Below are 13,767 nucleotides of genomic sequence, written 5' to 3'. Positions count from 1 at the left end.
TCCTTGGATCAGCGGCGGTTCCGGTCGTCCGCCGACGGGGGCGTGGAGACGAGGTGAGCGATGTCCGAGCCGGCCCCGCTGACCGTGGGCGACCCCGAGCGGATCGGCGGCTACCGGCTGAGCGGGGTGCTGGGCGACGGAGGTCAGGGGGTGGTCTACCTCGGCCACGATCCCGCGGGCCGCAAGGTCGCGATCAAGGTGCTGCACGTCCGGATGGCGACCGATCCCGAGGTGCGCGAGCGGTTCATGCGCGAGGCGGAGATCACCCGCCGGGTCGCGGCGTTCTGCACCGCCCAGGTGCTGGACGGGGGGATCGCCGGTGATCGGCCCTACCTGGTCAGCGAGTACATCCCCGGGCCCTCGCTGAGGGAACTGGTCACCGGTGACGGGCCGCGGACCGGCAGCGGCCTGGACCGGCTCGCGGTCGCCACCCTGACGGCACTGGCCGCGATCCACCGGGCCGGGATCGTCCACCGTGATTTCAAACCCGACAACGTGATCATGGGCCCGGAGGGGCCGGTGGTCATCGACTTCGGCATCGCCCGGGTGCTGGCCGCCACCACCACGCGGTCGGGGCTGGTGGGCACCCCCGCCTACCTGTCGCCGGAACAGCTCGACGGTCACCAGGCCGGCACCGCGTCGGATGTGTTCAGCTGGGCCGCCACCATGGTGTTCGCCGCCACGCGGCATCCGGCGTTTCCCGGCGCGATCCCGGCGGCGGTGATGAACGCCGTCTCCAACCGCGAACCCGACCTCGCCGGAGTGCCCGAGCGTGTCCGACCGCTGCTGGCCGCCTGCCTGGCCAAGGACCCCGGCGCCCGGCCCACCGTGGCCGACCTGCTCGCCGTCCTCACCCGTGAGGAGTCCAGCACGGTGGAGTCCAGCACGAAGGAGTCCAGGGCGGAGGAGTCCAGCACGGTGGATCACCGGCCGCGCGGCCCCGCCCCGCCGCCTCCGGTGTCCCGTGTCCCGCGCCGTTCCGTCAGGGGGCGCCTGGTGGCCGCGACGGCGATCGTCACCGCTCTCATCCCGGCTGCCGTGGTCTTCTGGCTGTGGCAACCTGAGTCCCCCGAATCTTCCACCCCGCCGTCCACGAACCCCTCCGGAACCTCGGCCCTGTCGTCACCGTCCTCATCCGCCACGGGTTCCTCCGGGACCTCCGCTCCATCACCCGGCCAGACTCCGAAGGCCGTCCCCTTCGGCATGCCGGTCGGTAAGCCGTTCACCGGGCACAGCGGGGGAGTTCATTGGATGGCGGTGGTGGAGTCGCAGGGGCGGCCGGTCGTCGTCTCCGGCGGTAACGACGAGAAGGGTCACACCGTGCGGGTATGGGATCTGGCCACCCGGAAGCAGATCGGCAGGCCGATCACCGGCTACGCGGTCGCGGTGACGGAGTTGGCGGGGCGGCCGGTCGTCCTCTCCGGCGACCACAACGGGATACGGGTGTGGGATCTGGTCACCCGCAGGCAGATCGGTGGGCTGCTCACCGGCCCCGGTAGAGGGCTCGCGTCCATATTGGTGGCGGAGGTGGCGGGGCGGCCGGTCGTCGTCTCCACCGGTTACGGAAAAATATATATGTGGGATCTGGCCACCCACGAGCGGATCGGCAGCCCATTCACCGTTTACAACTATTCCGTCGAGTCGATGGCGGTGACGGAGCTGGAGGGGCGGCCGGTCCTCGTCTCCGGCGGCTACGCCGACAGCACTGTACGGGTGTGGGATCTGGCCACCCGGAAGCAGGTCGGCAGCCCGTTCACCGGATACACCGAGGATGGCCTGTCGGTGAAGCTGACGGTGGCGGAACTGGAGGGGCGGCCGGTCCTCGTCGCCGGCGTCGCCGGTGGCGACGACAGCACCGTGCGGGTGTGGGATCTGGCCACCCGCGAGCAGATCGGCAGCCCGTTCACCGGGCACACCTCGGGAGTCGAGTCGGTGGCGGTGACGGAGGTGGCGGGGCGGCCGGTCGTCGTTTCCGGCGGCTACGACGGGGTGCGGGTGTGGGATCTGGCCACCCGCAGGCAGATCGGCAGGCCGTCCACCGGCCGCACGCAGGAGATCACGACGATGCTGGTGACGCGGCTGCGGGGGAGGCCGGTCGTCGTCTCCGCCGACTTCGATGGAGAGATACGGGTGTGGAGCCTGACTCCCCCCTCCGCCGCGCCCGGCTCCTGATTCCGGCGGGAGACCCTTCGGTGGCCGGCACCGGCTGGACCCACCTTTGATGATCGCCGTCCGCCGGGAGGAGATCCGCGCTGAGGGCGGCACCGTTCACGCGGCCGGCCAGGTCGGGGAACCGCTGGACGGCCCCCCGCCAAGGATCACCGCGTGGTCGGCGCGGCGGTCCGGGCGCTCGCCGACCTGGCCGACCGCTGGACGGCTCCCCGCCAAGGATCACAGCGTGGTCGGCGCGTTCGCGGACCCCTCGGTGCGGCCGGCCAGTCGTTCGTAGCGTTGTTTGGCCGCCTGGGGGGTGCCGAGGCCGAGACCGAAGGCGATCTCCTGCCAGGTGAGGTCGCGGCCTCTGGCCATCAGGAGCAGCGCCGCCTCCAGCTCGTCCAGCTCCGCGCGGGCGCGGGGCAGCAGGGTCAGGGCGGCGGTGATGTCGGCGCGGTCCACCTCCGGCTCGCCCTCCTCGCGATGGGCGGCGCCGCTCAGCAGGAACGACACGAGCCTGACGGCCTCGTGCGCGCCGAGGACCGTGGAGTGGACCTGCCGGCGGCGCTGGGCGTCGTCGGTCGCGTGGCGCTCGGTGATGCGTGACAGGGAGGCGTATTCGCGGTGCGCCCGCGCCCGGCTCGGATCCGGGGGCGTGAAGACGTCGGCTGATTCATCGTGGTTCGCGGACATGCGGACCACGATCGCTTATTGAACGATCTATTGTCAACCGACTGTATTAAACAATCTGTTTAAATCTCGGGTGCCGCCCCCCGCGAGGCGGTACCCGAGGATCACGGCAGGGGCTCAGGTGAGGGAGACCGGCAGGTCCTTGATGCCGTTGATGAAGTTGGAGCGGAGCCGGCGGGCGGGGCCGGCCTGCTCCAGCTTCGGCAGCCGCTCGGCCAGCACCTCGAAGAGCACCCGCAGTTCCAGCTTGGCGAGGTGGTTGCCGAGGCAGAAGTGGGCACCGCCACCGCCGAACCCGATGTGCGGGTTGGGATCACGGCCGATGTCGAAGGTGTAGGGGTCGGCGAAGACGTCCTCGTCCCGGTTGGCGGAGCTGTAGAAGACCACGATCTTGTCGTCGGCCTTGACCTCCTGGCCGCCGACCGTCGTGTCGACGGTGGCCGTACGGCGGAAGAGGTTCACCGGGGAGACCCAGCGGACGATCTCGTCGGCCGCGGTGCGGGCGAGGGTGCGATCGGCGACCAGGCGCCGCCACTGCTCGGGATGTTCGAAGAAGGCGAGCATGCCGCCCGAGGCCGCGTTGCGGGTGGTCTCGTTGCCCGCGACCACGAGCAGCAGCACGAACAGGTCGAACTCCTCCTCGGTGAGGGTCTCCCCGGCGGTGTCGGGCATGATCAGCTTGGTGACGATGTCCTCGCGGGGCCGTTCCCGGCGCTCGGCGGCCAGGGTGTTGGCGTAGGCGTAGACCTCCATGGCCGCGTCCGCGCCCTCGGCGGGATCGGTCGCGTAGTCCGGGTCCTCGGCCCCGATCATCCGGTTGGACCAGTTGAAGATCTTGTCCCGGTCCTCGACGGGCGCGCCGAGCAACTCGCAGATCACGTACAGCGGCAGCGGGGCGGAGATGTCCCTGACGAAGTCGACCGAGCCGCGCGCCTTGGCCTCGTCCACCAACTCGTGGCAGATGTCGCGGATGTGCTGCTCAAGGGCGCCTATCATGCGGGGGGTGAACCCCCGGTTGACCAGGGAGCGCCGCCGGGTGTGCTCCGGCGGGTCCTGGTTGAGCATCATCATCCGCTGGAGGGCGCGCTGGTCCTCGGGCATCTCGTCGAAGAGCGCGAGCTTTCTGCTTGAGGAGAACAGGTCGGAACGGCGGGAGACGTGCACCACGTCCGTGTGCCGGGTGACCGCCCAGAAACCCGGCCAGTCCCGCTCGGCGTCACCCGGGTGCGCGTAGACCGGCGCGTTCGCCCGTAGCCAGGCGAGCTGATCGTGCGGTGCGCCGTTCCGCCAGTAGAAGTCCTGGTCGACCAGATCGATGTCCATCGGTCCTCCTGTGCGAACCGGGTCCCCGGTCCTGTGACGCGGCTCGTTGTCGGTGCGGTCGGCGACGTGCCCTCCGGTCGCGAGGCGAGTTCCTCGCGGGACATCCGTTGTTCCCGCCTCCCCGGGGCACGCTGAACCGCCAGGCACTTGATCAAGCGCTTGGTTGGACTACTTTCTGAAACGTGTTCTATTACCTCAGGGGTGCCCCGTCAAGGGGGTGGTCCCTGGTGACCCTCCCGTTGACGATCGTGTAGGACCTGCCCGCCTGGGCGTCGACGGCCAGGACGTCGCCGTCACGGCTCGGGTCGAGTGTTCTGCCCCGATCATCCAGGACATGGTAACCGCCGCCGATCAGGTCCGCGCGGACCCTGAGAAGTCCGGTCCTCCCCGCTCGCAGGGTGATCCGGTCGGCCTCGCCGTCCCGCCACGAGACATCCACCGTCACGTCGCCCCAGGCGCGCAGGCCGGTGACCGAGCCGGTGGGCCAGGCCGACGGCAGGGCGGGCAGCACGTGGACGGTGTCGTGCCGGCTCTGCAGCAGCATCTCGGCCATGCCGGAGGTGGCGCCGAAGTTGCCGTCGATCTGGAACGGCGGGTGGGTGTCCCACAGGTTGTCCAGCGTGGAGCCGCTGAGCTGCTCACCGAGCATCCTGTGCGCGTGGTCGCCGTCCAGCAGGCGCGCCCAGAAGTTGATCTTCCACGCCCTGCTCCAGCCGGTGCCGCCGTCGCCCCGCGCGGTGAGTGAGACCTTGGCCGCCTCGGATTCGGGGGTCCCGGCCGTCATCTGCCGTCCGGGGTGCAGCGCGAACAGGTGGGAGACGTGCCGGTGGGTGTTGCCCCGGTCGTCCAGGTCCTCCTTCCACTCCTGGAGCTGTCCCCAGGAACCGATCCGGATGCCCGGGTCGAGCCTGGCCAGCGCGGCCGTCACCTCGGCCTGGAAGGCCTCGCCGGTCCTCAGTTCCCTCGCCGCCTCCAGGACGTTGGTCAGCAGGTCGAAGACGATCTGCTGGGACATCGAGGCGCCCGCCGTGAAGTCGCCCTGCTCGGGGGAGTAGCTGGGGGAGACCACGAGAGTGCCGTCACGCGGGTCGGTGTGCAGGGTGTCCAGCCAGAACTCGGCCGCGCCCTTCATCACCGGGTACGCGGTCTCGCGCAGGTATTCGGTGTCGCGGCTGAAGCGGTAGTGCTCGTACATCTGCTGGGTCAGCCACGCCGCCGCGTCCGGGAACCAGAACGCGGTGGCCCAGTCGTGCACCCCGGTGAAGCCGAACGGGTTGGTCTCGTTGTGCACCACCCAGCCGCGCGCCCCGAACATCTCCCGCGCGGTCCTCGCGCCGGGGGCGACCATCGACCGGATGTAGCGGTCGTACGGTTCGGTCGTCTCGGCGAGGTTGGTCTGCTCGGCGAGCCAGTAGTTCATCTGCAGGTTGATGTTGACGTGGTAGTCGGCCGACCAGGGCGGGTCGGTCGAGTCGTTCCACACGCCCTGCAGGTTGGCCGGGAGCGATCCCTCCCTGGAGGAGGCGATCAGCAGGTAGCGGCCGTAGGCGAAGAACATCGCCTCCAGCGCCCGGTCGTCGGCCGAGGCGCCACCGGTGTACGCCGCGCGGAGCCTGTCGGTCGGGACGGCCGGGGCCTGCTGGCCGAGGTCGAGCCTGACCCGGTCGAACAGCTTCCGGTGGTCGGCCAGGTGCTCGGACCTGAGCCTCTCGTACGACTTCCCGGCGGCCCTGTCGACCGCCGAGGTGACCCTGGCGTGCGGGTCGGCGCCCCGGTAGGCGGGGTAGGCGTCGGCGTAGTCGGTGCCCGCCGACAGCACGAACACCACGCGGTCGGCGCCCGTGACGGTGATCCGGTCGGTGCCGTCGGTGCGGGTGCCGCCCCAGGCGATCACCTGGACCTGTGACTCGAACCTCATGCCGTTGTCGGCGAGCGCGCCCCGGACCGTCAGGCGCCCCTTCGAGACCGAGACCCGCCTGTCGGAGCGGGGGGAGGAGGTGCGCAGTGTGAAGGAGACCTTGCCCTTCTCGTCGGCGGAGATCCGGCCGACGATGACGTTGCCGGGATGGCTGGCGAAGTACTCGCGGGAGTAGGTCACACCGTCCGAGGTGTAGCCGACCCTGGCGACCGCGTCGCGCAGGCTCAGCTCCCGGCGATAGCCGGTGGCGGCCTCGGGGGGCTCGGGCATGTCCAGCCAGAGGTCGCCGAAGGTCTGGTAGGCGCCGAACCCCCTCCTGGGCCGGCCGAGTTTGGCCGCCACCGCCGCGGGGGACACCCTGCCGTCGCGGTCGATCTCCGCCCTGACCTCGGCGATCGCGTTCGGCCTGGGGGAGGTCCAGTTGCCGAAGTCGTAGCCGTCGGAACCGGGACCGCCGGTCCACAGGGACTTCTCGTTGAACTGGATCCGCTCGCCGCCGACGCCGCCGAACACCATGGCGCCCAGCGCGCCGTTGCCGATCGGCAATGCCTGGGTCTCCCAGTCGGTGGCCGGTTTGTCGTACCAGAGCGTCAAGTCATCGGGGGTATCCGCTCGGCTCATGTTCGCTGACGACTCCGCGTTCGCCGGACCGGGTCCGGATGGCCCGGTGGTGAGGGGGGCGGCGGCGAGGAGAGCCGGGGTGAGGCGTCGTCGTGGGGGTGAGGCAACGAACTCCTCCGATCACAGGGCGGGACTGTTTCCAGGAGATAGCACCGAAACTCCACCGTAACAAGCTTCATCCTCCGATGTCTGTAGCGAGTTGATCGCTTGAATCCTCATCACCGCAGCCGAACAGCATGAATGATCTCCGCGCCTGTTCGGGTGGGGAAGTCCGATGAATAGGGGTCAGGTTTAAGCGGCGATCAAGCATCTTCCCTGTTAGAAGAGGTTTCTCCTCGATAACGGATCGGATGTATCGGGCTGTGAGGGGTTGACATCGAGGTTCGAAGTCATTCAGCATCGCGGAGTAAGACATCGGATGTATCAACGAGAGGTGCGGTGTGAAGCTGCTGCGAGTGGGACCCGTCGGCCAGGAGCGACCGGCGGTCCTGGACGGGGCCGGTAATCTCCGCGAAATCTCGGAGGCGGAGATCGACGGGGCCTTCTTCGCCTCGCAGGGAGTGGCTCGCGTCCGCGAGGCGCTGGAGCGGGACGAGCTTCCCGTGCTGAACGCCGAGGGGCTGCGGATCGGCGCCCCGATCGCCCGGCCGGGCAAGATCGTGTGCATCGGGCTCAACTACCGCGACCACGCGGAGGAGACGAACGCCCCGATCCCGGCGGAGCCGGTCGTCTTCATGAAGGCCTCCAACACGATCGTCGGACCCAACGACGAGGTGCTCATCCCCAGGGACAGCGTGAAGACCGACTGGGAGGTCGAGCTGGCGGTCGTCATCGGCGAGACGGCCCGCTACGTCGAGACGGACGAGGAGGCACTGTCCAAGATCGCGGGCTACGCCATCTCCAACGACGTCTCCGAGCGCGAGTTCCAGCTGGAGCGCGGCGGCCAGTGGGACAAGGGCAAGTCCTGCGAGACCTTCAACCCGCTCGGCCCCTGGCTGGTCACCGCCGACGAGATCCCCGACCCGCAGGCCCTGGGCCTGCGCCTGTCGGTGGACGGCGTACGGCGCCAGAACGGCGACACCCGGAACATGGTCTTCACCGTGGCGGAGATCATCCGCTACCTCAGCCGGTTCATGGTCCTCGAACCCGGTGACCTCATCAACACCGGCACCCCCGCCGGTGTCGCGCTCGGCCTGCCCGACAAGCCGTACCTGCGGGCGGGACAGGTCATGGAGCTGGAGATCGACGGCCTCGGCGCCCAGCGGCAGACGGCGGGACAGGCATGAACGAGGGGGCGGGCGCGTACCGCATCACCTCGATGGAGACCCACGACATCCGCTTCCCCACCTCGCTGGAGCTCGACGGCTCCGACGCGATGAACCCCGACCCCGACTACTCGGCCGCCTACCTGGTGCTGAGGACCGACGACGGGTTCGAGGGCCACGGCTTCGCCTTCACCATCGGACGCGGCAACGAGGTGCAGACCTCCGCGATCAGGGCGCTGGAACCGTACGTGCTCGGCAGGGACGTCGAGGACATGGGCGCGCTCTGGAAGGAGATGGTCCACGACTCCCAGCTGCGCTGGCTCGGCCCGGAGAAGGGCGTCATGCACATGGCGATCTCCGCCGTGGTCAACGCGCTCTGGGACCTGAAGGCCAAGCGGGCGGGCAGGCCGCTCTGGCTGCTGCTGGCCGAGATGTCGCCCGAGGAGCTCGTCGAGCTGGTCGACTTCCGCTACCTCACCGACGCGCTCACCCCGCGGGAGGCACTGGAGATCCTGCGCGCCGCCGAGCCCGGCAGGCGCGAGCGCATCGCCCACCTGCGCGAGCACGGCTATCCGGCCTACACCACCTCACCGGGATGGCTCGGCTACAGCGACGACAAGCTGCGCCGCCTGTGCGAGGAGGCGATGGAGGAGGGCTTCACCCAGATCAAGCTGAAGGTCGGCGCCGACCTGGAGGACGACCGGCGACGGATGCGCATCGCCCGCGACACCTGCGGCGCCGACTTCCCCATCGCGATCGACGCCAACCAGCGCTGGGACGTCGACTCCGCCATCGCCTGGGTGAACGCCCTCGCGGAGTTCCGCCCGCACTGGGTGGAGGAGCCGACCAGCCCCGACGACGTGCTCGGCCACGCCGCCATCGCCAGGGGCATCGCGCCCATCCCGGTCGCCACCGGCGAGCACGTCCAGAACCGCATGGTCTTCAAGCAGCTCCTGCAGGCCGACGCGATCTCCTACCTGCAGATCGACGCGGCCCGTGTCGCAGGGGTGAACGAGAACATCGCGATCCTGCTGCTCGCCGCCAAGTTCGGCGTCCCGGTCTGCCCGCACGCGGGCGGGGTCGGCCTGTGCGAGCTGGTGCAGCACCTGTCGATGTTCGACTACGTCGCGGTCAGCGGCTCGATGGAGAACCGGGTGATCGAGTACGTCGACCACCTGCACGAGCACTTCGTCGACCCCGTGGTGATCGAGAAGGGCGCCTACGTGGCGCCGAGCCTGCCCGGTTTCGGCGCGGCCATGCACGCCGCGTCGATCACCGACCACACCTACCCCGACGGCCCGGTATGGAGGTCCCTCAATGGGTGAGTTCGACGGCCTGCGAGCCCTGGTCACCGGTGGCGGTTCCGGCATCGGCCTGGCCGCCGCCACCCTGCTGGCCGAGCGGGGCGCGCGGGTGGCCTGCCTGGACATCAACGCCTCCGGCGGCCCGTTCGTCGAGGTCAGGGCGGATGTCACCGACGAGGAGGCGGTCCGCGCGGGCGTCTTGGAAGCCGTCGAGCAACTCGGCGGCCTGGACATCCTCGTCAACAATGCCGGGATCGGCGCCGCGGGGACGGTCGAGGACAACTCCTACGAGGAGTGGTCGAAGGTTCTGGACGTCAACGTACTGGGCATGGTCCGGGTCACCCGGGCGGCCCTGCCGCACCTGCGCCGCTCGGCGCACGCCGCGATCGTCAACACCTGCTCGATCGCGGCGACGGCGGGACTGCCCCAGCGGGCGCTCTACAGCGCGTCCAAGGGGGCCGTACAGTCGCTTACCCTGGCGATGGCCGCCGACCACGTCCACGAGGGGATCCGCGTCAACTGCGTCAACCCGGGCACCGCCGACACTCCCTGGGTGGGGCGCCTGCTCGACGCGGCGCCGGATCCGGCGGCCGAGCGGGCGGCGCTGGAAGGTCGTCAGCCGATGGGCCGTCTGGTGAGCGCCCCCGAGATCGCCGCGGCGATCGCCTACCTCGCGAGCCCGCTCGCGGCGTCCACCACCGGTACGGTCCTGGCCGTGGACGGTGGAATGCACGGGCTCAGGCTCCGGCCCAGACCCTGATCCGGCCAGGACATGAGACAGCGCTGCACAGAGAACCCACCCCCCACATGGCTTTGAATCGAGGCAAAGATATGAAAATCGGACCCGCGGCGACAGGTGCGACACTGCTCGCGCTCGCCCTCACCCTTTCCGCGTGCGGATCGTCGGAGTCCACCGGCACCGGCGCGGCCCAGCCCGCCGGCGAGGCCGGCGCCACGGGCGGCAAGGTCGGGATCGACTTCCCCCGCGCGGACTCCGACTTCTGGAACTCGTTCAGCAAGTACGTCCCGCAGATGGCGACCGAGCTGGGCGTCGACCTGATGCCGCCGACCAACTCGCAGAACGATGTGGCCAAGCTGGTGGCCAACACCCAGGCCCTGTCCGGGCAGGGTGCCAAGGTGATCGTCATGGCCCCGCAGGACACCGGCGCGATCGCCTCCACGCTGCAGAGCCTGGAGAGCAAGAACATCCCCGTCGTCACCGTGGACACCCGCCCGGACAAGGGCAAGGTCTACATGGTGGTGCGGGCCGACAACAAGGCGTACGGCACCAAGGCCTGCGAGTTCCTCGGCGAGAAGCTCGGCGGCAAGGGCAAGGTCGTCCAGCTCATGGGCGCGCTCTCGTCGATCAACGGCCGTGACCGGGCCGAGGCGTTCGGCGCCTGCATGAAGGAGAAGTTCCCGCAGATCACGGTCTTCAACGAGCCGACCGAGTGGGAGGGCACCAAGGCCGCCTCGATGCTGCAGACCCGCCTTGAGCAGCACCCGGACATCAAGGGCGTCTACATGCACGCCGGAGGCGTCCACCTGGCCCCCACCATCCAGGTGCTCAAGGCCAAGAACCTGATCGCGCCGCCGGAGGACCCCAAGCACGTCTTCGTGATCTCCAACGACGGCATCCCGCAGGAGTTCGAGGCCATCCGCAAGGGCGAGATCGACGCCACGCTCTCCCAGCCGGCCGACCTCTACGCCAAGTACGCGCTCTTCTACGCCAAGGCCGCGGCCGAGGGCAAGACCTTCCAGCCCGGCCCCACCGACCACGACAGCACGATCATCCAGCTGCCGAACGGTCTTGAGGACCAGCTCCCCGCCCCGCTGGTCACCAAGGAGAACGTGGACGACCAGGCTCTCTGGGGCAACCAGGTCAAGTGATGACATCTTCCGTCAAGGCGGTCGAGGCGCTTGGGATCACCAAGCGCTTCGGCCCCACCACAGCCCTCAACGGCGCCGAGATCGCCATCACCGAGGGGGAGACGCACGCGCTGATCGGCAGGAACGGTGCGGGCAAGTCCACCCTGGTGTCGATTCTCACCGGGCTGCAGCGCCCCGACGAGGGCGAGGTCCGCTTCGCCGGGGAGCCCGCCCCGCCGCCGGCCGACCGGGACGCCTGGCGGCAGCGTGTCGCGTGCGTCTACCAGAAGTCGACGATCATCCCCACGCTCTCCGTCGCGGAGAACCTCTTCCTGAACCGCCAGACCGAGCGGGGCAGGATCAACTGGCGGACCCTGCGAACCCGGGCCCGGCAGCTCCTGGAACAGTACGGCGTGGACGTCGACGCCGAGACCATGGCCGGGGATCTCGGCGTCGAGCAGCGCCAGCTGCTGGAGATCGCCAGGGCGCTGTCGTTCGGCGCCCGGTTCATCATCCTGGACGAGCCCACCGCCCAGCTCGACGGCCCCGCCATCCAGCGGCTCTTCGACCGGATGCGCTCCCTGCGGGAGCAGGGCGTCACGATGATGTTCATCTCCCACCACCTTGAGGAGGTGTACGAGATCTGCCAGAGCGTCTCGGTCTTCCGCGACGCCCGGCACATCGTCACCGCCTCGGTCGGCGACCTGCCGCACGACCGGCTCGTCGACGCGATGACCGGCGAGGCCACCGCCGCCTATGAGTACCGCACCCGCACGCCCGGCACCTCGGCCCCGGTGGTGCTCTCGGCGCGGGCGCTCAGCCTCGCCGGCCGCTACGAGAACGTGGATCTGACCGTCCAGGCGGGCGAGATCGTCGGCCTGGCCGGCTCGGGCAGCAGCGGCAAGGTCGGCCTCGCCGAGACCCTGGTCGGCCTGCACCGGGCGGACACCGGGACGGTGACGGTCAACGGCACGGAGGTCAGGCAGGGCGACGTGCCGTCGGCACTCCGCGCCGGGCTGGGTTTCGTCCCCCAGGACAGGCACCACCAGGGATTCGTCCCGCTGCTGTCGATCGCCGAGAACGCGACCATCCCGATCGCCCACAAGCTCGGCCGCTTCGGCGCGGTGTCCCCGGCCCGGCGCCGCGAGCGCGGTGCCCGGATGATCGAACAGCTGGACATCAAGACCACCGGGCCCGACCAGCCGGTGGCCGACCTGTCCGGCGGCAACGCCCAGAAGGTGGTGCTGGCCAGGGCGCTCGCCGACGACCCCCGCGCGCTCGTGGTCATCAACCCGACCGCCGGGGTGGATGTCAAGGCCAAGCACTCCCTGCTCGGCGCGGTGGAGGACGCGGCCGACCGGGGCGCGGGGGCCGTGCTGGTCTCCGACGAACTCGACGATCTGAGGATCTGCGACCGCATCCTCGTCATGTTCCACGGCAGGATCGTCAAGGACGTACCGCGCGGCTGGACGGACAGCGAGCTGGTGGCGGCGATGGAAGGTATCGACCACTGATGACCACGACGAAGACTTCCTCTCCCGTGTCGGCCGCCCCCCGGGGCCGCCGCATACAGTTCGGGCGGTTCCGCGACCTCACCCTGGTCCCGGTGATCGTCGTGCTGCTGATCGCCGGCTCCTTCGTGGACCCGATCTTCCTCACTCCGGGCAACCTGACCAACGTGCTCCAGCAGCAGTCGGCCCTGGCGCTGGTGGTGCTCGCCGAGGCGCTGATCCTGATCGCCGGCAAGTTCGACCTCTCGCTGGAGTCCACGGTCGGCATGGCGCCCGCCGTCGGCGTGATGCTGGTCATCCCGGTGGCGGCCGGCGGCTTCGGCCTTGAGCTGCCCGGCATCCTGGCGATCCCGCTCTGCCTGCTGGTCGGCGGCCTGGTCGGCGCCTTCAACGGCTTCCTGATCATGCGGTTCCAGCTGTCGGCCTTCATCGTCACGCTGGCCATGATGATCGTCGTGCACGGCCTCCAGCTGGGTCTCACCCAGGGCAAGAGCCTGTTCGAGCTGCCCGAGTCGTTCCTCTACCTGGGCAGCGCCACCTGGCTCGGCCTGCCGGCGGCCATCTGGATCGTCGGCGCGCTCTTCACGGTGGCCATCGTCGCGCTCGGCTACTTCCGGGTCGGCCGCTCGCTCTACGCCATCGGCGGCAACGCCGACGCCGCCCGCGCGGTGGGTGTCAGGGTCGAGCGGGTCGTCTGGGCCGTCTTCGTCATCGGCGGGATCGTCGCCGCGCTGGCCGGTGTGCTGGAGACCGGCCGCCTGGGCGGCATCAGCGCCAACCAGGGCGTCGGCTGGATCTTCATGGCCTTCGCCGCCGCAGTCATCGGCGGCGTCAGCATGGACGGCGGCAAGGGGACGATCCTCGGCGCGCTCACCGGTGTCCTGGTGATCGGCCTCGTCGAGAACATCCTGACCCTGAAGGGCGTCCCCGGTGAGTGGAAGCAGCTGGTCTACGGTTCGATCATCCTGGTCGCCCTGATGATCAGCCGCCTGGCGGGCGGCAAGGCCCAGGACTGACGCGCGGACGTTCAGCCCGTACGGGCGCGGAGCCGGTGCGGGCCTGCGGGGATGCGCGGACCCGGGCGGATACCGCAAACTGCACGGGAGCCAAGA

10 protein-coding genes are annotated in these 13,767 nt (G+C 69.8%); 7 read left to right on the top strand and 3 right to left on the bottom strand.

Annotated elements, in window-relative coordinates; genetic code table 11:
• Nucleotides 1-60 precede the first annotated feature (60 nt).
• Nucleotides 61-2,172, top strand: coding sequence for a WD40 repeat domain-containing serine/threonine protein kinase (locus IG98_RS47080; protein WP_051752485.1), 2,112 nt, complete (start codon nucleotides 61-63; stop codon nucleotides 2,170-2,172).
• A 219-nt stretch (nucleotides 2,173-2,391) separates the two neighbouring features.
• Here the strand turns inward: IG98_RS47080 and IG98_RS0119850 are convergent, their stop codons facing one another.
• The 3 genes from IG98_RS0119850 to IG98_RS0119840 form a co-directional block, all read right to left on the bottom strand.
• A complete protein-coding gene (locus IG98_RS0119850) occupies nucleotides 2,392-2,847 on the bottom strand; it encodes a hypothetical protein (RefSeq protein ID WP_030913914.1) in 456 nt (151 codons plus the stop codon).
• A gap of 114 nt (nucleotides 2,848-2,961) precedes the next feature.
• Nucleotides 2,962-4,167, bottom strand: coding sequence for a cytochrome P450 (locus IG98_RS0119845; protein WP_030913913.1), 1,206 nt, complete (start codon nucleotides 4,165-4,167; stop codon nucleotides 2,962-2,964).
• Nucleotides 4,168-4,357: 190 nt separating this feature from the next.
• A complete protein-coding gene (locus tag IG98_RS0119840) occupies nucleotides 4,358-6,706 on the bottom strand; it encodes a glycoside hydrolase family 95 protein (RefSeq protein ID WP_051752484.1) in 2,349 nt (782 codons plus the stop codon).
• Between the two features lie 440 nt (nucleotides 6,707-7,146).
• Here IG98_RS0119840 and IG98_RS0119835 point away from each other — a divergent pair, with 440 nt between their 5' ends.
• The 6 genes from IG98_RS0119835 (at nucleotide 7,147) to IG98_RS0119810 (ending at nucleotide 13,671) form a co-directional block, all read left to right on the top strand.
• Nucleotides 7,147-7,992, top strand: a complete 846-nt coding sequence (locus IG98_RS0119835) for a fumarylacetoacetate hydrolase family protein (RefSeq protein WP_030913911.1) — start codon at nucleotides 7,147-7,149, stop codon at nucleotides 7,990-7,992.
• Entirely contained in the window at nucleotides 7,989-9,296 is a 1,308-nt protein-coding gene (locus IG98_RS0119830) for an L-fuconate dehydratase (protein ID WP_030913910.1), read from the top strand. Before IG98_RS0119835 ends, IG98_RS0119830 begins: the two co-directional genes overlap by 4 nt.
• A complete protein-coding gene (locus tag IG98_RS0119825; protein ID WP_030913909.1) occupies nucleotides 9,289-10,035 on the top strand; it encodes an SDR family NAD(P)-dependent oxidoreductase in 747 nt (248 codons plus the stop codon). The genes IG98_RS0119830 and IG98_RS0119825 overlap by 8 nt, the downstream gene beginning before the upstream one ends.
• A 71-nt stretch (nucleotides 10,036-10,106) precedes the next feature.
• Nucleotides 10,107-11,165, top strand: a complete 1,059-nt coding sequence (locus tag IG98_RS0119820; RefSeq protein WP_030913908.1) for a sugar ABC transporter substrate-binding protein — start codon at nucleotides 10,107-10,109, stop codon at nucleotides 11,163-11,165.
• Nucleotides 11,165-12,658, top strand: coding sequence for a sugar ABC transporter ATP-binding protein (locus tag IG98_RS0119815; protein ID WP_030913907.1), 1,494 nt, complete (start codon nucleotides 11,165-11,167; stop codon nucleotides 12,656-12,658). The genes IG98_RS0119820 and IG98_RS0119815 overlap by 1 nt, the downstream gene beginning before the upstream one ends.
• Entirely contained in the window at nucleotides 12,658-13,671 is a 1,014-nt protein-coding gene (locus IG98_RS0119810) for an ABC transporter permease (protein WP_030913906.1), read from the top strand. The genes IG98_RS0119815 and IG98_RS0119810 overlap by 1 nt, the downstream gene beginning before the upstream one ends.
• Nucleotides 13,672-13,767: the final 96 nt, after the last annotated feature.

This window comes from Streptosporangium amethystogenes, assembly GCF_000721075.1.
Lineage (GTDB): Bacteria > Actinomycetota > Actinomycetes > Streptosporangiales > Streptosporangiaceae > Streptosporangium > Streptosporangium amethystogenes.
Note: the sequence above shows the minus strand (reverse complement) of the source record. Positions and strands in the feature narration are given on the sequence as shown.

Excerpts from the sequence above, each read along its gene's own strand:
- IG98_RS47080 (WP_051752485.1), top strand. The coding sequence starts at position 61 with ATGTCCGAGCCGGCCCCGCTGACCGTGGGCGACCCCGAGCGGATCGGC.
- IG98_RS0119850 (WP_030913914.1), bottom strand. The coding sequence starts at position 2,847 with ATGTCCGCGAACCACGATGAATCAGCCGACGTCTTCACGCCCCCGGAT.
- IG98_RS0119845 (WP_030913913.1), bottom strand. The coding sequence starts at position 4,167 with ATGGACATCGATCTGGTCGACCAGGACTTCTACTGGCGGAACGGCGCA.
- IG98_RS0119840 (WP_051752484.1), bottom strand. The coding sequence starts at position 6,706 with ATGAGCCGAGCGGATACCCCCGATGACTTGACGCTCTGGTACGACAAA.
- IG98_RS0119830 (WP_030913910.1), top strand. The coding sequence starts at position 7,989 with ATGAACGAGGGGGCGGGCGCGTACCGCATCACCTCGATGGAGACCCAC.
- IG98_RS0119825 (WP_030913909.1), top strand. The coding sequence starts at position 9,289 with ATGGGTGAGTTCGACGGCCTGCGAGCCCTGGTCACCGGTGGCGGTTCC.
- IG98_RS0119820 (WP_030913908.1), top strand. The coding sequence starts at position 10,107 with ATGAAAATCGGACCCGCGGCGACAGGTGCGACACTGCTCGCGCTCGCC.
- IG98_RS0119815 (WP_030913907.1), top strand. The coding sequence starts at position 11,165 with ATGACATCTTCCGTCAAGGCGGTCGAGGCGCTTGGGATCACCAAGCGC.
- IG98_RS0119810 (WP_030913906.1), top strand. The coding sequence starts at position 12,658 with ATGACCACGACGAAGACTTCCTCTCCCGTGTCGGCCGCCCCCCGGGGC.